General features: G+C 71.9%; 16 protein-coding genes, 1 pseudogene and 1 riboswitch. Of the genes and pseudogenes, 9 read left to right on the forward strand and 8 right to left on the reverse strand.

The features are described from left to right. Positions 1–32 precede the first annotated feature (32 nt). The 4 genes from KWI83_RS26405 to KWI83_RS26420 are packed head-to-tail and all read left to right on the forward strand — an operon-like array spanning position 33 to position 5,509. Entirely contained in the window at positions 33–1,565 is a 1,533-nt protein-coding gene (locus tag KWI83_RS26405) for a GMC family oxidoreductase (RefSeq protein ID WP_218516881.1), read from the forward strand. Beyond that, positions 1,562–2,620, forward strand: a complete 1,059-nt coding sequence (locus KWI83_RS26410) for a glycine betaine/L-proline ABC transporter ATP-binding protein (RefSeq protein ID WP_218516882.1) — start codon at positions 1,562–1,564, stop codon at positions 2,618–2,620. Before KWI83_RS26405 ends, KWI83_RS26410 begins: the two co-directional genes overlap by 4 nt. Then, positions 2,620–4,554 carry a proline/glycine betaine ABC transporter permease gene (locus KWI83_RS26415; RefSeq protein ID WP_218516883.1) on the forward strand — a complete coding sequence of 645 codons (1,935 nt, stop codon included), beginning with the start codon at positions 2,620–2,622 and terminating at the stop codon, positions 4,552–4,554. The genes KWI83_RS26410 and KWI83_RS26415 overlap by 1 nt, the downstream gene beginning before the upstream one ends. Before the next feature lies 1 nt (position 4,555). Beyond that, the gene (locus tag KWI83_RS26420; RefSeq protein WP_218516884.1) at positions 4,556–5,509 is read left to right on the forward strand and encodes an ABC transporter substrate-binding protein; all 954 of its coding nucleotides are present in this window, start codon (positions 4,556–4,558) and stop codon (positions 5,507–5,509) included. A 3-nt stretch (positions 5,510–5,512) separates the two neighbouring features. On the opposite strand, the gene KWI83_RS26425 is transcribed toward KWI83_RS26420, so the two are convergent. The 3 genes and pseudogenes from KWI83_RS26425 to KWI83_RS26435 form a co-directional block, all read right to left on the reverse strand. Beyond that, positions 5,513–6,271, reverse strand: coding sequence for an isocitrate lyase/phosphoenolpyruvate mutase family protein (locus KWI83_RS26425; protein WP_218516971.1), 759 nt, complete (start codon positions 6,269–6,271; stop codon positions 5,513–5,515). 11 nt (positions 6,272–6,282) lie between these two features. Then, a pseudogene (locus KWI83_RS26430) lies at positions 6,283–6,677 on the reverse strand (carboxymuconolactone decarboxylase family protein). Then, positions 6,674–7,180 (reverse strand): carboxymuconolactone decarboxylase family protein, encoded by a 507-nt coding sequence (locus KWI83_RS26435; RefSeq protein ID WP_218516885.1) that lies wholly within the window; start codon positions 7,178–7,180, stop codon positions 6,674–6,676. Before KWI83_RS26435 ends, KWI83_RS26430 begins: the two are co-directional and overlap by 4 nt. 47 nt (positions 7,181–7,227) lie before the next feature. Between KWI83_RS26435 and KWI83_RS39055 the strand changes: the two genes are divergently transcribed. From KWI83_RS39055 to KWI83_RS26455, 3 genes are all read left to right on the forward strand, one after another. Then, positions 7,228–9,120, forward strand: coding sequence for a PLP-dependent aminotransferase family protein (locus tag KWI83_RS39055; RefSeq protein WP_256362838.1), 1,893 nt, complete (start codon positions 7,228–7,230; stop codon positions 9,118–9,120). A gap of 78 nt (positions 9,121–9,198) precedes the next feature. Further along, positions 9,199–9,567: a hypothetical protein gene (locus KWI83_RS26450; RefSeq protein WP_218516886.1), complete on the forward strand. Its 369-nt coding sequence runs from the start codon at positions 9,199–9,201 to the stop codon at positions 9,565–9,567. A gap of 39 nt (positions 9,568–9,606) precedes the next feature. Next, complete coding sequence (locus KWI83_RS26455) at positions 9,607–10,791, forward strand: glutathionylspermidine synthase family protein (RefSeq protein ID WP_218516887.1); 1,185 nt, start codon at positions 9,607–9,609, stop codon at positions 10,789–10,791. Here the strand turns inward: KWI83_RS26455 and rocD are convergent. Further along, positions 10,788–12,005, reverse strand: a complete 1,218-nt coding sequence (gene rocD, locus KWI83_RS26460; protein ID WP_218516888.1) for an ornithine--oxo-acid transaminase — start codon at positions 12,003–12,005, stop codon at positions 10,788–10,790. The two genes, KWI83_RS26455 and rocD, sit on opposite strands and share 4 nt — an antisense overlap. A gap of 92 nt (positions 12,006–12,097) precedes the next feature. Then, positions 12,098–12,189: riboswitch (ZMP/ZTP riboswitch) on the forward strand. A gap of 41 nt (positions 12,190–12,230) precedes the next feature. On the opposite strand from rocD, the gene KWI83_RS26465 reads away from it, so the two are divergent. Further along, entirely contained in the window at positions 12,231–13,679 is a 1,449-nt protein-coding gene (locus KWI83_RS26465) for a glycine hydroxymethyltransferase (RefSeq protein ID WP_218516889.1), read from the forward strand. Positions 13,680–13,761: 82 nt separating this feature from the next. Here the strand turns inward: KWI83_RS26465 and KWI83_RS26470 are convergent, their stop codons facing one another. The 4 genes from KWI83_RS26470 to KWI83_RS26485 all read right to left on the reverse strand — a co-directional run bounded on the left by KWI83_RS26470 (position 13,762) and on the right by KWI83_RS26485 (position 16,957). Beyond that, positions 13,762–14,466, reverse strand: coding sequence for a hypothetical protein (locus KWI83_RS26470; RefSeq protein WP_256362854.1), 705 nt, complete (start codon positions 14,464–14,466; stop codon positions 13,762–13,764). Positions 14,467–14,500: 34 nt separating this feature from the next. Then, positions 14,501–15,241, reverse strand: a complete 741-nt coding sequence (locus KWI83_RS26475; RefSeq protein ID WP_308122191.1) for a hypothetical protein — start codon at positions 15,239–15,241, stop codon at positions 14,501–14,503. A gap of 206 nt (positions 15,242–15,447) precedes the next feature. After that, complete coding sequence (locus KWI83_RS26480) at positions 15,448–16,410, reverse strand: hypothetical protein (RefSeq protein ID WP_374106384.1); 963 nt, start codon at positions 16,408–16,410, stop codon at positions 15,448–15,450. Continuing rightward, on the reverse strand, positions 16,397–16,957 hold the full coding sequence (locus KWI83_RS26485) for a sigma-70 family RNA polymerase sigma factor (protein ID WP_308122192.1): 561 nt from the start codon (positions 16,955–16,957) through the stop codon (positions 16,397–16,399). Before KWI83_RS26485 ends, KWI83_RS26480 begins: the two co-directional genes overlap by 14 nt. Before the next feature lie 142 nt (positions 16,958–17,099). Between KWI83_RS26485 and trpS the strand changes: the two genes are divergently transcribed. Continuing rightward, positions 17,100–18,113 carry a tryptophan--tRNA ligase gene (trpS, locus tag KWI83_RS26490; RefSeq protein ID WP_218516891.1) on the forward strand — a complete coding sequence of 338 codons (1,014 nt, stop codon included), beginning with the start codon at positions 17,100–17,102 and terminating at the stop codon, positions 18,111–18,113. Positions 18,114–18,168: the final 55 nt, after the last annotated feature.

Raw genomic sequence — 18,168 nt, forward strand, 5'->3', positions numbered from 1 at the left:
AGGAACCACCCTTCACCCTGGAGTAACCCCCCATGCCCGAGACCACCCCAACCTACGACTACGTCGTCATCGGCGGCGGCACGGCAGGCTCCGTCATCGCCTCCCGCCTCACCGAGAACCCCGACGTCACCGTCGCCGTCATCGAGGGCGGCCCCAGCGACGTGGACCGCGAGGACGTCCTCACCCTGCGCCGCTGGATGGGCCTGCTCGGCGGCGAACTCGACTACGACTACCCCACCACCGAGCAGCCACGCGGCAACTCCCACATCCGGCACAGCCGCGCCCGCGTCCTCGGCGGCTGCTCGTCCCACAACACCCTCATCGCCTTCAAGCCGCTGCCGTCCGACTGGGACGAGTGGGAGGCGGCCGGGGCCAAGGGCTGGGGCGCGGTGCAGATGGAGGCGTACTACGCCCGGCTGCTGAACAACATCGTCCCGGTCGACGAGAAGGACCGGAACGCCATCGCCCGCGACTTCGTCGACGCCGCCCAGGCCGCGCTGGGTGTGCCCCGCGTGGAGGGCTTCAACGAGAAGCCGTTCACCGAGGGCGTCGGCTTCTTCGACCTCGCCTACCACCCCGAGAACAACAAGCGGTCCTCGGCCTCGGTGGCGTACCTCCACCCGGTGATGGACGAGCGGCCCAACCTGACGCTCCTGCTGGAGACCTGGGCGCACAGGCTTCAGCTGAACGGCACCCGCGCCGAGGGCGTCCACGTCCGCACCAAGGACGGCGAGGAGATCCTCGTCCGGGCCCGCAACGAGGTCGTGCTGTGCGCGGGCGCGGTCGACTCGCCCCGGCTGCTGCTGCACTCCGGCATCGGCCCGAAGGACGATCTCGCCGAGCTGGGCATACCGGTGGTCCACGATCTGCCCGGCGTCGGCGAGAACCTGCTCGACCACCCCGAGTCGGTGATCGTCTGGGAGACCCACGGGCCCCTCCCGGAGAACTCCGCGATGGACTCCGACGCGGGCCTGTTCGTGCGCCGCGACCCCGAACACGCGGGCCCCGACCTGATGTTCCACTTCTACCAGATCCCGTTCACGGACAACCCGGAGCGCCTCGGCTACGAACGGCCCCCGTACGGCGTCTCGATGACCCCGAACATCCCCAAGCCGAAGAGCCGCGGACGGCTGTACCTCACCAGCGCCGACCCGGCCGTGAAGCCCGCACTGGACTTCCGCTACTTCACCGACGAGGACGACTACGACGGCCGCACCCTCGTCGACGGCATCCGCATCGCCCGCGAGATCGCCAAGGCCGAGCCGCTGGCGGGCTGGCTGAAGCGGGAGGTGTGCCCCGGCCCGGACGTCACCAGCGACGAGGCGCTCAGCGAGTACGCCCGCAAGGTCGCGCACACCGTCTACCACCCGGCGGGTACCTGCCGGATGGGCGACGCCTCCGACGAACTCGCGGTCGTCGACCCCGAGTTGCGGATCCGTGGCCTGGACGGCATCCGGATCGCGGACGCGTCGGTGTTCCCGACCATGACCGCGGTGAACCCGATGATCGGGGTGCTGATGGTCGGGGAGCGGGCCGTGGAGCTGATCGGGGGTGGTGCGCGATGAGTACCGCTGTCGGGACCGCCTCCGTGTTCTCCGTCGACGGGCTGTGGAAGGTCTTCGGCCCGAAGGCCGACCGCGTCCCCGCCGACCCGGAGCTGGCCGCCCTGCCCGCCGCCGAGCTGCGCGCCCGCACCGGCTGCACCGCCGCCGTCCGGGACGTCTCCTTCGACGTGCGCAAAGGTGAGGTCTTCGTCGTCATGGGCCTGTCCGGCTCCGGCAAGTCCACGCTGGTGCGCTGTCTGACCCGGCTGATCGAACCGACGGCCGGGACCATCGCCATCGACGGCGAGGACGTCCGCGCCATGGACAAGGCCCGGCTGCGCGAACTGCGCCGGCACCGCGCCGCGATGGTGTTCCAGCACTTCGGGCTGCTCCCGCACCGCACGGTCCTCGACAACGTGGCGTACGGACTGGAGATCCAGGGCGTGGGCAGGGCCGAGCGGCGCGAGAAGGCGGCGGAGGTCGTCGCCAAGGTGGGCCTGGCGGGCATGGAGCAGCGCAGGCCCGGCCAGCTGTCGGGCGGACAGCAGCAGCGGGTGGGGCTCGCGCGTGCGCTGGCCGTCGACCCGGAGGTGCTGCTGTTCGACGAGCCGTTCAGCGCCCTCGACCCGCTGATCCGGCGGGAGATGCAGGAAGAGGTCGTCCGGCTGCATCGCGACGAGGGCCGCACGATGGTCTTCATCACCCATGACCTGAACGAGGCGCTCAAGCTCGGTGACCGGATCGCCCTGATGCGTGACGGCCGGATCGTCCAGCTCGGCACCCCGGAGGAGATCGTCGGCTCCCCGGCCGACGACTACGTCCGCGAGTTCGTCCGCGACGTCCCCCGCGAACAGGTCATGACCGTGCGCACCGCCATGCGGCCCGCGTCCGCGGAGGAGGCGGGGGCCGGACCGGCGGTGGCCCCGGCGGCGACCGTGTCGGAGGCCATCGAGGCGGTGGCACGGAACGGGGGACCGGTGCGGGTGGTGGACTCCGGCCGGTGCCTCGGCGTGGTGGACCCGGAGGGACTGCTGGGTGTGGTGGCCGGTACGGGGCCTCGTCAGGAGGTGGCTTGATGGCCACCGTCACAGCCTCCGCGCCCCGCGCCCTGCCCGCCGTACTGAAGAACCGGGTCGTCGCCAAGCTCGCCCTGCTGGCCCTGGCCGCGGCGATCCTCGTCCCGCTGGCCAACGCCCGTTGGGCGAGTGGGAGCTGGCCCGACGCCCTCACCGTCGACCTGACCCAGCCCCTCACCGGCGCCAGCGACTGGATCATCGACAACCGGGACAGCCACCCGCTGTTCCTGTACTTCTTCGGCCACATCAGCAACGCGGTCGTGCTGTCCGTACGCGCCGTCTACCTCGCCCTTCTCACCATCGGCTGGGCGGGCGTCACCGCGTTCGGCGCCTTCCTCGCCTGGCGGGTGGCGGGTGTGCGGCTCGCCCTCGGTACGGCCGCCGCGTTCCTGGCCTGCGGGCTGCTCGGCATGTGGGTGCCGACCATGCAGACGCTGGCCCTGATGGTCGTGGCGGTGCTGGCGTCCGTCGTCGTCGGCGCCCTGCTCGGTCTCGCCGCCGGGCTGTCCGGCCGGATGGACCGCGCCCTGCGCCCGGTGCTGGACACCATGCAGGTGCTCCCGGCGTTCGCCTACCTCCTGCCCGTCGTCCTGGTCTTCGGCATCGGCGTCCCCGCCGCCGTCCTCGCCACCGTCATCTACGCCGCCCCACCCATGGCCCGCCTCACCGCCCTCGGCCTGCGCGGCGCCGACCAGGGCGTCCTGGAGGCGGTCGAGTCGCTCGGCGCCACCGCGCGCCAACGGCTGTTGACCGCCCGTATCCCGCTGGCCCGCAAGGAACTGCTGCTCGGCCTCAACCAGACGATCATGATGGCGCTGTCCATGGCGGTCATCGCCTCCGTGATCGGCGCCGGCGGCCTCGGCGACCGCGTCTACCAGGCGCTGGCCTCGGTCGACGTCGGTGCGGCCCTCGCCGCGGGCATCCCGATCGTGCTGCTGGCGGTCGTCCTGGACCGCGTCACCGCGGCGGCGGGCAGCGGCACCGGGGAACGCCCCCGCGCCGGATGGCCGTACGCCCTGGCCGCCGCCGTGGCCGTCGCGGGCGCCGGACGCCTGCTGGGCCGCACCGAATGGCCCGACACCTGGACCCTGAACATCGCCGAGCCGGTCAACCGCGCCGTCGACTGGATGACCGCCCACCTCTACTCGGGCGTCCCCGTCGTCGGCGGCACCGCCGACTGGGCCGGGCACTTCACCACCTGGGTCCTCGACCCGCTGCGCGACGGCCTGCAGTGGCTGCCCTGGTGGTCGGTGCTGCTCATCGTCGCCGCCCTGGCCTGGCTGATCGGCACCTGGCGCACCGCGCTGACCGCCGTCCTCGCCATGGCCGCGATCGGCGTACTCGGCGTCTGGGAGCCGTCCCTGAACACCCTCTCCCAGGTCCTCGCCGCCGTCGCCGTCACCCTCGTCCTGGGCTTCGCGACCGGCATCGCGGCCGCCCGCAGCGAACGCTTCGCGCGGGCGCTGCGCCCCGTCCTGGACGTCTTCCAGACGATGCCGCAGTTCGTGTACCTGATCCCGGTCGTCGCCCTGTTCGGCGTCGGCCGCGCCCCGGCGGTGGCCGCGGCCGTCGTCTACGCGCTGCCCGCCGTCGTCCGCATCACCGCCCAGGGCCTGAGGCAGGTCGACCCGGCGGCACTGGAATCGGCCCGCTCGCTCGGCGCGACCAGCGGCCAGCAGCTCCGCCAGGTCCAGCTGCCGCTCGCCCGCCGGTCGTTGCTGCTCGCCGTCAACCAGGGTGTGGTCCTCGTCCTCGCCGTCGTCATCATCGGCGGCCTGGTCGGTGGCGGCGCCCTCGGCTACGACGTCGTCTTCGGCCTCGCGCAGGGCGACCTGGCGACCGGTCTGGTGGCCGGCGCCGCGATCGTCTGCCTCGGCCTGATGCTCGACCGGGTGACCCAGCCGACGGAACGCCGCGCGAAGAAGGGAGCGTGACATGCGTACGCGTACGAGCGTCGTGGCGGCGGTGGCGCTGCTCGCCCTGACCACCGGCTGCGGCGCCGCCGACATGACCAAACAGGCCTCGCCGTTCGCCAACGCGCAGGGCGCCAAGGCCGTGACCCTGTCCGTGCAGTCGTGGGTGGGCGCGCAGTCGAACGTCGCCGTCGCCCAGTACCTGCTCGAACACGAACTCGGCTACCGCGTCGACACCGTCCAGATCGACGAGGTTCCCGCCTGGGACGCCCTCAGCCAGGGCCGCGTCGACGCGATCCTGGAGGACTGGGGGCACCCCGAGGAGGAACAGCGGTACGTCAAGGACAAGAAGACGATCGTGAACGGCGGCGACCTCGGGGTCACCGGGCACATCGGCTGGTACGTCCCGACGTACTTCGCGAAACAGCACCCCGACGTCACCGACTGGAAGAACCTCAACAAGTACGCCGACCAGTTCCGCACCCCGGAGAGCGGCGGCAAGGGCCAGCTGATGGACGGCTCGCCGTCCTACGTCACCAACGACAAGGCGCTGGTGAAGAATCTGGACCTGAACTACAAGGTGGTCTTCGCCGGTTCGGAGGCCGCGCAGATCACGCAGATCAAGCAGTTCGCGAAGGAGAAGAAGCCCTTCCTGACGTACTGGTACTCACCGCAGTGGCTCTTCGAGAAGGTCCCGATGACCGAGGTGAAGCTGCCCCCGTACAAGGAGGGCTGCGACGCGGACCCGGAGAAGGTCGCCTGCGCCTATCCGCACACGCCGCTGCAGAAGTACCTGAACGCCGACTTCGCGAAGGACGGCGGGGCGGCGGCTCGGTTCCTGAAGAAGTTCCAGTGGACGACCGAGGACCAGAACGAGGTCTCGCTGATGATCGCCGAGCAGAAGCTGACCCCTGAGGAGGCGGCGAAGAAGTGGGTGGGCAGCCACGAGTCGACGTGGAAGCAGTGGCTGTCCTGAGGCTCACTTTCTGAGGCCCGCCGCGATGTCGCGGAGCGCTGCTGCGGCTCTGCGCTGCAGGCCCGGGCCGAAGGTGATGCGGGTGGCCCCTCGGCTGCCGAGTTCGGTGAGCTCTGCGAGTTCGGTGAGCTGAGTGAGCTCGGCTCGTGAGGGGCCCGCGCCGTCCAGCCGTGCGAACGCGTTGATCGGTCCCTCGATCCCCGCCCGCAGCAGCGGCAGTACGTCGAGCGGGGCGGCGATCGGATACACGCAGTCGGCGCCCGCGGCGACGTACAACGCGGCGCGCTCGATGGCCCGTTCGGGGTCCATGACGCCCTGTAGGAACGTGTCGACGCGCGCGTTGATGAACAGCCGGTCGCCCGCCGCCGCCCGCACCTCGGCCAGCCACTCGGCGTGCGCGTGCGGGTCCTTGAGGACGCCTGCGCCGGAGTCCTCCAGATTGCAGCCGACGGCGCCGGTCTCCAGCAGCCGCTCGACCAGTTCCTTCGGCGCGAGCCCGTACCCGTCCTCGACATCCGCCGACACCGGCACGTCCACCGCCCGCACGATCCGGGCGACCGCCGCGAACACCTCGTCCGCCGGAGTCTCCCCGTCCTCGTAGCCGAGCGAGGCGGCGACCCCCGCGCTGGGCGTCGCCAGCGCGGGGAAACCGGCGTCCACGAGGGCGCGGGCGCTCGCCGCGTCCCACGGGCCCGGGAGGATCAGGGGCTCGGCCGGGTCGGGTCGGCGGTGCAGCGCGCGGAACGTGTCTGCTTTGGTCACTACTGCCTTGGTCACCACTCCACCCTTCCCGGTGGTATCCGTCGGGACACCATCAGCCGGTTCCAGCTGTTGATCACGGTGATGAGGGCGGTGAGGTGAGCCAGCTCGGTCTCCTCGAAGTGCCGCGCCGCGCGCTCGTAGACCTCGTCCGGCACGAACCCGTCCGTCAGGACGGTCACCGCCTCCTCCCACGCGGCCAGCAGATCGAGCTGCCTCTCGCTCACCCCGTGCTTGCGGGCGAGCGCGAGATGCATGCCGAGGCAGAACGCGCAGTGGTTGAGCGGGGAGGCACGGATCTGCACCAGCTCGGCGAGCGTGGAGTCGCCGAGGCCTGCTTCGCGGACGCGCTGAGCGCCCGCATCGCCTCCCGCACCCCGGCATCCAGGTACGTGGTCCGTCCCGTCACTTGTACTGGCCCGGCTGGTAGTGGCCCGGCGTCATCCGGCAGGTCACGCCGAACCGGTTCCAGGCGTTGATCACCGTGATCGCGGCGATCAGCTGCGCCAGCTCGGTCTCCTCGAAGTGCCGCGCCGCGCGCTCGTAGACCTCGTCCGGCACGAACCCGTCCGTCAGGACGGTCACCGCCTCCGTCAGCTCCAGGGCCGCCAGCTCCTTCTCGGTGTAGAAGTGCCGCGACTCCTCCCAGGCGCTCAGCTGCACGATCCGCTCGACGCTCTCACCCGCCGCGAGCGCGTCCTTGGTGTGCATGTCGATGCAGAAGGCGCAGTGGTTGACCTGCGAGGCGCGGATCTTCACCAGCTCGTACAGCGTCGGGTCCAGGCCCTGCCGGGCGGCCGTGTCGAGCCGGATCATCGCCTTGTAGACGTCGGGGACGAGCTTGGCCCACTGCAGACGCGGGGTGAGCTCGGGGGCGTACTGCACGGCTGCCGTGTCTTCTGTCGTCGTCATGTCCTCGACCCTACGAGCGAGGCAGCCCAGGAGTATGGTCCATTTCCATGGCGAAACCTCGGGCCACTTTGGGCATCGACCTGCACCTCGAACCCTCCGGGCCCGGCCTGCGCCGCGGCCTGACCGACGCCCTGCGCGAGGCCGTCCGCACCGGCCGCCTCGCGCCCGGCACCCGGCTGCCCTCCTCCCGCTCACTCGCCGCCGACCTCGGCATCGCCCGCAACACCGTCGCCGAGTCCTACGCCGACCTCGTCGCCGAGGGCTGGCTCACAGCCCGCCAGGGCTCCGGCACGCGGGTCGCCGACCGTGCCGTCCTGCCATCGCCCGACCGGCGGACCCCGCACCACCGCGAACCCGGCCGCCCCGCCCACAACCTCGTCCCCGGCACTCCCGACCTCGCCTCCTTCCCCCGAGCCGAGTGGCTCAAGGCCGCCCGCCGCGCCCTCACCGCCGCCCCGAACGACGCCCTCGGCTACGGCGACCCCCGCGGCCGCATCGAACTGCGCACCGCCCTCGCCGACTACCTCTCCCGCGCCCGCGGCGTACGCGCCGACCCCGACCACATCCTCGTCTGCGCCGGCTTCGCGCACGGTCTGAAACTCCTCGCCGAGGTCCTCCACACCCGCGGCCTGCGCACCCTCGCCGTGGAGTCCTACGGCCTCGACGTGCACTGGGACCTGGTGGAACGCGCGGGCCTGCGCACCCTCCCGCTTCCCTTCGACGAACATGGCACCTTGCCGGGGGCCCTTGAAGGGGCGGCGGGGCTCGGCACACCCGGGGCCGTGGGGTTCGGGGCTGCGGGCTCCGTCGGGGGTGGGGTTTCTGGTTCGGCGGGGCTGGGGGCCGCTGGTTCTGTCGGGGGCGGGGTTTCTGGTTCGGCGGGGGCGGAAGGTGGCGGCTTCGCTGGTGGTGGGGTTTGTGGTTCGGCTGGGGCGGGTGTCGTTGGTTCTGTTGGGTGTGGGGCTTGTGGCTGGGTGGGGGCGGGGGCGGCTGGCTTCGGTGGGCGGGAACCTTGTGGCTCGGTGGGGGCGGAAGGTGGCGGCTTCGCTGGGGGTGGGGTTTGTGGTTCGGCTAGGTCCGAGGCCGCCGTCTCCGTAGGGCGTGGGGCTCGTGGCACGGCGGGGCCGGAAGCCGCCGGTTCCGCGACGCCGGAGGCCGTCGGCTCCGTCGGGCGTGGCGCTGCCCGTGACGCCCGGAGCGCGGCTGCCCGCCCCGCCGAAGGGTGGGCAGCCGAGGGCGCTCTCCGCGACGACCTCGCCGCCGCGCGGGCCGTGTTGCTGACGCCCGCGCACCAGTTCCCGATGGGCGTCGCCCTGCGCCCCGCGCGCCGGGCCGCCGTCGTGGACTGGGCCCGGCGGACGGGCGGGCTGATCCTGGAGGACGACTACGACGGCGAGTTCCGCTACGACCGCCAGCCCGTCGGCGCCCTCCAGGACCTCGACCCCGACCACGTCGTCTACCTCGGCACCGCCAGCAAGTCCCTCGCCCCCGGCCTGCGGCTGGCCTGGATGGTCCTGCCGCCCTCGCTGGTGCCGGACGTCATGCGGCACGCCGGCGGCTCGGCCACGGGCGCCCTCGAACAGCTGACCCTCGCCGAGTTCCTCACCTCCGGCGCCTACGACCGCCATGTACGCGCCGCCCGCCTGCGCTACCGGCGCCGCCGCGACGACCTGGTCGCCGCCCTCGCCGAACACGCACCCGACGTCCGCGCCACCGGCATCGCGGCCGGCCTGCACGCCGTCCTCCAACTCCCGCCCGGCACCGAACAACCGGTCGTCCGCGCCGCCACCTGGCAGGGCGTCGCCGTCCACGGCCTCTCCCGCTACCGCCACCCCGCAGCCGGGGCCCAGCACCTCGACGCCCTGGTCGTCGGCTACGGCACCCCACCCGACCACGCCTGGACGGGCACCCTGGAGGCTCTGTGCAAGGCGCTGCCCTAAGCTCCTCGCCCAGAGGTGATCGCGCACCTGCACGGCACTTATGATCACCGGTCGGACAGACCAACGGGGAGATAGAACATGGCGGAAACCCGACGACGGATGCGCTCCAGCACCGTCGTACTCGGCGGCCTGGGCGTCATAGCCGCGGCACTCACCTCCTGCAGCTCCGACCCGGACCGCCGCTGCGTGGACCGCGACAGCTACGACTACCTCAACGGCTACAAGATCGTCGCCGACAAGAACTGCACGTCCTCCTCGTCCGGCACCTCCTACGGCAAGGGCCGCAAGAGCACCGGCCAGCGCGTCGACGCCGCCTGGTACTACGACGCCGAGGTCAGCGGCGGCTACGCCGAGCACGGCACCTTCAGCCGCAGCGAGGCCGTCGACCGCGGCGGCTTCGGCTGCTCGGGCGACGGCGACGGCGGCAGCGGCAGCAGCGGCGGCTGAGCGGCGACGCCGAACTCGTCGACCGGAGGACCCCTTTTCATGGAACGCCGCACCATCGCCCCCCGCCCCGGCTGGCAGCAGACCGTCGAGGAGCAGGGCCTGATCTACCCGCTGACCCGCTACCCCGACAACTCCCTGCGCCCCTACTGGGACGAGAGCGCCTACTACGTCTTCTCGCTCCCCGAGGTCGAGGCCCTGGAGGAGGTCGTCGAGGAACTGCACCGCATGTGCCTCGCGGCCGCCGAGCACATCGTCGCCACCGACCGCTTCGCCGACCTCGGCATCACCGACCCCCGCGTCGCCCACGCGGTCGCCGAGGCCTGGCACCGCCGCGCCGAACTCCCCTCCGTCTACGGCCGCTTCGACCTCCGCTACGACGGCACGGGCCCGGCCAAGCTGCTGGAGTACAACGCCGACACCCCCACCTCCCTGGTCGAGGCCGCCTCCCCCCAGTGGTTCTGGATGGAGGAACGCTTCCCGGGCGCCGACCAGTGGAACTCCCTCCACGAACGCCTGACAGCGGCCTGGAAGAACCAGGCCGCCCTCCTCCCACCGGGCAGCCCCCTGTACTTCGCGCACTCCAGCGCCGACGAACTCGGCGAGGACCTGATGACGGTCGCCTATCTCAAGGAGACCGCCGACCAGGCCGGCCTCCACACCGACTGGATCTCCATGGAGGAGATCGGCTGGGACCCCCTCTCCGGCCGCTTCGTCGACAACCACCTCCGCTTCATCCGCAGCTGCTTCAAGCTCTATCCCTGGGAGTGGCTCACCACCGACCGCTTCGCCGGCCACGTCCTCGACACCCTCGACAACGGCGGCGGCACCGGCACCACCCTGTGGATCGAACCGGCATGGAAGATGCTGCTCAGCAACAAGGCCCTGCTCGCCATCCTCTGGGAGCTCTACCCCGGCCACCCGAACCTGCTCCCCGCCCACCTCGACGGACCACGCGACCTGGCGACGACGAAGGGCTACGTCACCAAGCCCCTCCTGGGCCGTGAGGGCGCCGGCGTGACCGTCCACGAGCGGGGCGCCGCCCCCGTTGTTCGCGACGATCCCTGCTGCTACCAGGAGTTGGCCCCGCTGCCGTCCTTCGACGGCAATCATGTCGTCCTCGGCGCCTGGATCGTCGAGAACGAGTCCGCCGGCCTCGGCATCCGCGAGTCCTCCGGCCTGATCACGGACGAGTACGCCCGCTTCCTGCCGCACGTGATCCTCTAGCCGGCGCCCTGGACACCCAGCACACCACGCAGTTGGGCCAGCCCCCAGTCCAGGTCCTCCTTCGCGATGACCAGCGGCGGCGCGATCCGGATCGTCGAACCATGCGTGTCCTTCACCAGCACACCCCGGTCCATCAGCTTCTCGGACACCTCCCGCCCGGTGCCGAACCTGGGATGGATGTCCACACCCGCCCACAGCCCGCGCCCCCGCACCCGCGTCACCCGCCCCGTGCCGGTCAGCGCCCCCAGCTCCCGGTGCAGATGCTCGCCCAGCTCCGCCGCCCGCGCCTGGCACTCGCCCGACCGCAACATCGCGATCACCTCCAGCGCCACGGCACAGGCCAGCGGACTCCCGCCGAATGTCGACCCGTGTTCCCCGGGCCGGAACACCCCGAGCACCTCCGCCGACGACACCACCGCCGACACCGGCACGATCCCACCGCCCAGCGCCTTCCCCAGCACATAGACGTCCGGCACCACGCCCTCGTGCTCGCACGCGAACGTCCGCCCCGTGCGCCCCAGCCCCGACTGGATCTCGTCCGCGACGAACAGCACGTTCCGCTCCCGGGTCAGCTCCCGCACCTCCGGCAGATAGCCGGCCGGCGGCACGATCACCCCCGACTCGCCCTGGATCGGCTCCAGCAGCACGGCGACCGTGTTCTCCGTCATCGCCGCCCGCATCGCCGTCAGATCCCCGTACGGCACGATCTCGAAGCCCGGCGTGTACGGGCCGAAGTCCGCGCGCGCCTCCGGGGCGGTGGAGAAACTGATGATCGTCGTGGTACGGCCGTGGAAGTTGCCCGACGCCACCACGATCTTCGCCATCTCCGCAGGCACACCCTTGACCCGGTACCCCCACTTCCGGGCCGTCTTCACCGCGGACTCCACCGCCTCCGCGCCCGTGTTCATCGGCAGCACCATCTCCATCCCGCACAGCTCCGCCAGCTGAGTGCAGAACGCCGCGAACCGGTCGTGATGGAAGGCACGCGACGTCAGCGTCACCCGCTCCAGCTGCGCCTTCGCCGCCTCGATCAACCGCCGGTTGCCGTGCCCGAAGTTGAGCGCCGAGTAACCGGCCAGCAGATCCAGATAGCGCCGGCCCTCCACATCCGTCATCCACGCCCCGTCGGCCGAGGCGACGACCACCGGCAGCGGGTGATAGGTGTGCGCGCTGTGCGCTTCGGCTTCGGCGATGAGGCTTTCCGTAGCGGTCACGGCAACTCCCGAACATGAGGCTGGACCCCCTTCTTATCGTCGCTCGCATGGTGGACTCGGGAACTGGACCTTCCGGCGCGCCCGGTAGGCTGACCGAGGGCCGTGACTGGCGCGCTGGGATGGGACCGACCATCGGGGAGCGGCCTTGCGTAGTGAGCGAGTGCCGTGCGCCTGGGCCGAACCGTGAACCGTGACCGCTGTAAGCCACGCCGCCCGGAGGCCGAGATGTCAGAGCAGCCCCTCTCCACCGAGTCCACCGCCTTTCGTTCCGCTCTCGACGTGATCCGCGCCGTCGAGCCGCGCGTCGCCGACGCCATCGGCCAGGAGGTCGCCGACCAGCGCGAGATGCTGAAGCTGATCGCCTCCGAGAACTACGCCTCCCCGGCCACCCTCCTCGCGATGGGCAACTGGTTCAGCGACAAGTACGCCGAGGGCACCGTCGGCCGCCGCTTCTACGCCGGTTGCCGCAACGTCGACACCGTCGAGTCGCTGGCGGCCGAGCACGCGCGCGAACTCTTCGGCGCCCGCCACGCCTACGTTCAGCCGCACTCCGGCATCGACGCCAACCTCGTCGCCTTCTGGGCCGTCCTCGCCGACCGCGTCGAGGCGCCCTTCCTGGAGAAGACCGGCGTCCGCCAGGTCAACGACCTCTCCGAGGCCGACTGGGCCGAGCTGCGCCAGGCCTTCGGCAACCAGCGCATGCTCGGCATGTCCCTGGACGCCGGCGGTCACCTCACCCACGGCTTCCGCCCGAACATCTCCGGCAAGATGTTCGACCAGCGTTCCTACGGCACCGACCCCGCCACCGGCCTCCTCGACTACGAGGCCCTGCGCGCCACCGCCCGCGAGTTCAAGCCGCTGATCATCGTCGCCGGCTACTCCGCCTACCCCCGGCTCGTGAACTTCCGGATCATGCGGGAGATCGCCGACGAGGTCGGCGCCACGCTCATGGTCGACATGGCCCACTTCGCGGGTCTCGTCGCCGGCAAGGTCCTCACCGGCGACTTCGACCCGGTCCCGCACGCCCAGATCGTCACCACCACCACCCACAAGTCGCTGCGCGGCCCGCGCGGCGGCATGGTTCTGTGCGACGAATCCCTCAAGGACCAGGTCGACCGCGGCTGCCCGATGGTCCTCGGCGGCCCGCTCCCGCATGTCATGGCCGCCAAGGCCGTCGCCCTCGCCGAGGCCCGTCAGCCCTCCTTCCGCGACTACGCCCAGCGCATCGTCGACAACTCCCGCGCACTCGCCGAGGGCCTGATGCGGCGCGGCGCCACTCTGGTCACCGGCGGCACCGACAACCACCTCAACCTGATCGACGTCGCCACCTCCTACGGCCTCACCGGCCGCCAGGCCGAGGCCGCCCTCCTCGAGTCCGGCATCGTCACCAACCGCAACGCCATCCCGGCCGACCCCAACGGCGCCTGGTACACCTCCGGCATCCGCATCGGCACCCCCGCCCTGACCACCCGCGGCCTGGGCACCGCCGAGATGGACGAGGTCGCCGGCCTCATCGACCGCGTGCTGACCACCACGGAGCCCGGCACCACCAGCAAGGGCACGCCGTCCAAGGCCCAGCACGTCCTGGACCCGAAGGTCGCCGACGAGATCTCCCACCGCGCCACCGACCTCGTGGCCGGCTTCCCGCTGTACCCGGAGGTCGACCTCGGCTGACGCTCCCGGAGGGCTTCGGAGACCGGTCACCCTGAGAGACGGCTGATTTCACCGGCCCGTCTCAGCGGGCGTCGACCGGCGCTCAGAGGTCGATCAGCTCCTGACGTGGTTCCGCTCGCGGCGGTCCGGCTCCCGGCTGGGCCGCCGCGCGGCGTATCAGGTGCGTGCCGCCCGCCCCGAGGATCAGCCCCACCGCGACGCCGGGTATCGCCCACCAGACGCCCGGTACCGTGGCCGCCCTCGCCCCCCGTGCGCCCTCGGTCCCGTCCGCAGCCTTGCCCAGCAGCCCCGCCCCGTCCAGCCGCTCGAACACCGGCCGCGGTGCCCGATGCCAGCGGATGTCGTCGTCGTCCACGTCCGGCGCCGGGTCCGTACGCACCCACGGCGTGCCGTCCTCGGCGACGAACAGCTGGTCCTGGCGCTCGATGGCGACATCGCCGCCCGGCGGACTGCTGGTCTGCGGATAGCCCCCGACGCCGGTCAGACCCCACATCACGGTGATCCGCACCGGCGGATGCCGACCCTCCGCCCACGCCTCCGACACCCGCTCCGTCCCCGGATACAGCGGCTGCAGCAACTGCCAGAAGCGAGCGAAGTGCGGCTCGCCCGAGCGCAGCACCGTCGTCCGGCCCGAGCCGCCCGCCATGACCAGCGCCAGGTCGGGCACATCCCGCCCGCCCGGTGACCGCGCCGCCGCGTCGGTCGCCGACAGCCCTGACAGCGCCACCGCCAGTACGGCGGCCGGCGCGAGCGATGCCGCCGCTCGTCGCCTCCCCCGAAGTGCCATCGGTCTCACTTGCCCCCTCCCTCACATCGCCTTCTCATATGTCGCGCAGCTCCTGCCTCGGTCCTGGCTCCCGGCGGAGCCGGGCCGACGGGATCCGCGCCGCGACAGGACGCAGGACCAGCGCCAGCACCGCTCCGGCGGCCACCCCCGGTATCGCCCACCACCAGTCGGTGTCCTGGCCCGCCCCCGAGGCGGTGACCCGCACCTCGGCGGCCCCGTCGCCCGCAGGGCTCGTGTCGGTGCCACCAGATGCGCCGGTGCCGGTGCCGGTGCCGGTGCCGGTGTCGCTCGCTGTGCCCGCGGGGTCCTCCGACTGCCCTGCCTCCGGGAAGATGCCGGGATACCCCTGGTCCGGCGCCGGGCCCAGGACACCCAGCTCCTTGAGCAGGGCACGCAGCCGGGTGGGGTGCTCGGCGCGGTGCCAGCTGCCGTTCAGCGACTCGGGCACGTTCGCCGCCGTGTGGATCCAGACGTCCTGGTCCTCGGAGGACGCGTAGACCTGGTCGTGGCGCCAGGGAGTGATGTCGTGCAGCAGCCAGGTGACGTTGGTCTGCCGCGCACGGGTCAGATCGGCCTCCGGCGGTTTGGTCGCCGAGCCGGCGCCGGACTGGTCCAGCAGGTGCTGGAGCTCCCCGTACTCCCGGTCGGAGTAGTACAGCGCGTCCGCCTCCGCACTCTCCGGTGAGGTCACGAGCACGCTCGTCGGCCCGCCCGCCGACGCCGACGGCGCGACCCCTATGAGAAGGGCGAGCGCCGCCGCCAACGCAGCCGTCACTCCTGCCAGTTCACGTCCCCTGGCCTTCCGCCGCCTCACGTGCCTGAGCATCCCAACCCCCACCGGGCGATCCCCGTGCGGCCCGTCCGCCGAGCCGCGTGTCACTTCTGGTACACCGCCCGGCCCAAGCCGGTTCCCACCTCGCGCCATGGATTCGGAAGATCTTCAGATTCGTCTCAGGCCGTACTGGTGGGCGCCGACGAGGCTCACGGCGCCTCCGAGGCCGCCCCAGCCCCTCGTCCACCGCCGGACACGCCCTGGCCCTCCTCAAGCGAGCGCGCCACCTCCAGCGCCCGCTCCTTCGCCGCCACCCCCTCCAGCCGGAGCGTCACATCCCCGCCGGACGTCTCCTGGGCCCACAGCAGGGTGGGCCCAGCTGTGCGCTCCTCGCGGGTGAAGCGGACCCCGTCCGCGTCCACCAGCCAGAAGCTCAGCAGGTGCGGGCGCGGGAACCACAGGGCCGGATCAGGTACGTCCCCGGCCGGGGTGTCGGGGTCCGGCGTCAGCCACTGCGGCTGCTCGCGTACCGTCTTCACGAAGGCCGTGTCGAGGCCGGCCGCGTACTGGTCCAGCCGTATCGTGCGCCCCCGCTCGCTCCAGCACAGGCTCACCAGGGACCGCCCCTTGGGCATACCCGCCACCGTCACCGCGTCGGGCGTGCCCAGCGCATCCGGCACCAGAGGCTCGAAGCCCGCCCGCCGAGCGGCCTGCCCGAGGGAGAGCGACCGGCCACAGCCGGGCACCTCGGCGCCGGGGGAGGGCGCCGACGACGGGTCGTACCGCACCTCGACCCCGCCGAAGCCGAACCAGTCGAAGACCGCGGCCCGCACCGGGGGCGTCAGCGCGAGCACCGTCAGCAGCCCGCACAGCGCCGCCGTCAGTGAACGCCAGCGTGCCCGCGTCCAGCTCCGCACCGCCCGCAGCCGCTCGCCGGGGCCCGGCGGCTCGGCGGCCGGGACGAGCACCGTCCCCCGCTGCCCTGAGGGCGTGGGCGAGGCCTCCATGGCCAGTATCTGCTCCAGCACCCGCTCGACCATCGACTCGGACCCGCCCCCGGGCGGGTCCAGGGACCGCCCGAGCGCCCGCAGCTCCTCCGGCAGCCGGTCGGCGCCGTCGCGGTCACGGCCGGTGCCGTCCTGACCGTCGTAGGACATGTCACCCACGCTCATCACCTCCTTCCCGAGGCCGGAAGTCCGGCAGCAAGCGGCCCAGCTTCCGCAGGGCTCGATTGAGCCGGGACTTCACCGTCCCCCGGGGCCAGCCCAGCGCCTGGGCGGTCTCGGACTCGTCCATCTCCAGCAGAAAGCGGTAGGTGACGACCAGGCGGTGCTCCTCGCTCAGCTTCTCCAGGGCGGCCATCAGGGCCGCGCGGCGCTCCGTCTCCAGCGTCGCGACCGCGGGGTCGGCCGACTCCGGTATCAACGGCTCCGCCTCGGCGAACGCCGCCTCGCGGCCGACGAGCGTGCGCTGGCGCGCCGCCGTCCGCACTGTGTTCCTCGTCTCATTGGCGACGATCGACAGCAGCCACGGCCGGAACGCCGAGCCGTCCTTGAACCGGCCCAGCGCGCAGTAGGCCTTGACGAAGGCCTGCTGCACCACGTCCTCCGCGTCCGCACCGGCCCCGAGCGCCGCGGCCGCCCGCAGGGCGATGCCCGTATGGGCCCGCACCAGCTCCGCGTACGCCTCCGGCTCTCCGGCGCGTACGCGTGCGATCACCGCGGCCTCATCGACGATGCGGCCCCCCTCCCGCGTCCTCACACTCTTGTTACACCGCGGAAGGCGATTCGGTTCCCACCTGTTCCGGATCAGTTCCGGAGCGGTCCCCGAGCGGTCCCCGAGCTCTGAGAGAATGGTGAACATGGCCTCTGACCGACCCCGCGTGCTCTCCGGAATCCAGCCCACCGCAGGCTCGTTCCACCTCGGCAACTACCTCGGCGCCGTCCGCCAGTGGGTGGCCCTGCAGGAGACCCACGACGCGTTCTACATGGTCGTCGACCTGCACGCGATCACGGTCCCGCAGGACCCCGAGGACCTGCGCGCCAACACCCGGCTCGCCGCCGCCCAGTTGCTCGCGGCCGGACTCGACCCCGACCGCTGCACGCTGTTCGTCCAGAGCCACGTCCCCGAGCACGCCCAGCTCGCCTGGGTCATGAACTGCCTCACCGGCTTCGGCGAGGCCTCCCGCATGACCCAGTTCAAGGACAAGTCCGCCAAGCAGGGCGCGGACCGGGCCTCCGTCGGCCTGTTCACGTATCCGATCCTGCAGGTCGCGGACATCCTCCTGTACCAGGCCAACGAGGTCCCCGTCGGCGAGGACCAGCGCCAGCACATCGAGCTCACCCGCGACCTCGCCGAGCGCTTCAACGGCCGCTTCGGCCAGACGTTCACGGTCCCGAAGCCGTACATCCTCAAGGAGACGGCCAAGATCTACGACCTTCAGGACCCGTCGATCAAGATGAGCAAGTCGGCGTCCACGCCGAAGGGCCTGGTCAACCTCCTCGACGAGCCCAGGGCCACGGCGAAGAAGGTCAAGAGCGCCGTCACCGACACGGACACCGTGATCCGCTTCGATCCCGAGGCCAAGCCGGGCGTCAGCAACCTCCTCTCCATCTACTCGACCCTCACCGGGGCGGGAATCGCGGAGCTGGAGGAGAAGTACGCCGGCAAGGGCTACGGTGCGCTCAAGACGGACCTCGCCGACGTCATGGTCGAGTTCGTGACGCCGTTCCGGGAGCGGACCAACCAGTACCTCGACGACCCGGAGACGCTGGACTCGATCCTGGCCAAGGGCGCGGAGAAGGCGCGCGCCGTCGCCGCGGAGACCCTGGCACAGGCCTACGACAGGGTGGGCTTCCTGCCGGCCAAGCACTGAGCCCGGCCGTACGCCCGTACCCCCGGGTCGTACACCCGCGACCCCGGGGCGTACC

Origin of the sequence: Streptomyces sp. TRM70350, assembly GCF_019219825.1 — a bacterium.
In the GTDB taxonomy this organism is placed as follows: domain Bacteria; phylum Actinomycetota; class Actinomycetes; order Streptomycetales; family Streptomycetaceae; genus Streptomyces.

What these genes read in the sequence shown, in the direction of transcription:
- KWI83_RS26405 (WP_218516881.1), top strand. Translation starts at nt 33, where the DNA reads ATGCCCGAGACCACCCCAACCTACGACTACGTCGTCATCGGCGGCGGC.
- KWI83_RS26410 (WP_218516882.1), top strand. Translation starts at nt 1,562, where the DNA reads ATGAGTACCGCTGTCGGGACCGCCTCCGTGTTCTCCGTCGACGGGCTG.
- KWI83_RS26415 (WP_218516883.1), top strand. Translation starts at nt 2,620, where the DNA reads ATGGCCACCGTCACAGCCTCCGCGCCCCGCGCCCTGCCCGCCGTACTG.
- KWI83_RS26420 (WP_218516884.1), top strand. Translation starts at nt 4,556, where the DNA reads ATGCGTACGCGTACGAGCGTCGTGGCGGCGGTGGCGCTGCTCGCCCTG.
- KWI83_RS26435 (WP_218516885.1), bottom strand. Translation starts at nt 7,180, where the DNA reads ATGACGACGACAGAAGACACGGCAGCCGTGCAGTACGCCCCCGAGCTC.
- KWI83_RS39055 (WP_256362838.1), top strand. Translation starts at nt 7,228, where the DNA reads ATGGCGAAACCTCGGGCCACTTTGGGCATCGACCTGCACCTCGAACCC.
- KWI83_RS26450 (WP_218516886.1), top strand. Translation starts at nt 9,199, where the DNA reads ATGGCGGAAACCCGACGACGGATGCGCTCCAGCACCGTCGTACTCGGC.
- KWI83_RS26455 (WP_218516887.1), top strand. Translation starts at nt 9,607, where the DNA reads ATGGAACGCCGCACCATCGCCCCCCGCCCCGGCTGGCAGCAGACCGTC.
- KWI83_RS26465 (WP_218516889.1), top strand. Translation starts at nt 12,231, where the DNA reads ATGTCAGAGCAGCCCCTCTCCACCGAGTCCACCGCCTTTCGTTCCGCT.
- KWI83_RS26470 (WP_256362854.1), bottom strand. Translation starts at nt 14,466, where the DNA reads ATGGCACTTCGGGGGAGGCGACGAGCGGCGGCATCGCTCGCGCCGGCC.
- KWI83_RS26480 (WP_374106384.1), bottom strand. Translation starts at nt 16,410, where the DNA reads ATGAGCGTGGGTGACATGTCCTACGACGGTCAGGACGGCACCGGCCGT.
- trpS (WP_218516891.1), top strand. Translation starts at nt 17,100, where the DNA reads ATGGCCTCTGACCGACCCCGCGTGCTCTCCGGAATCCAGCCCACCGCA.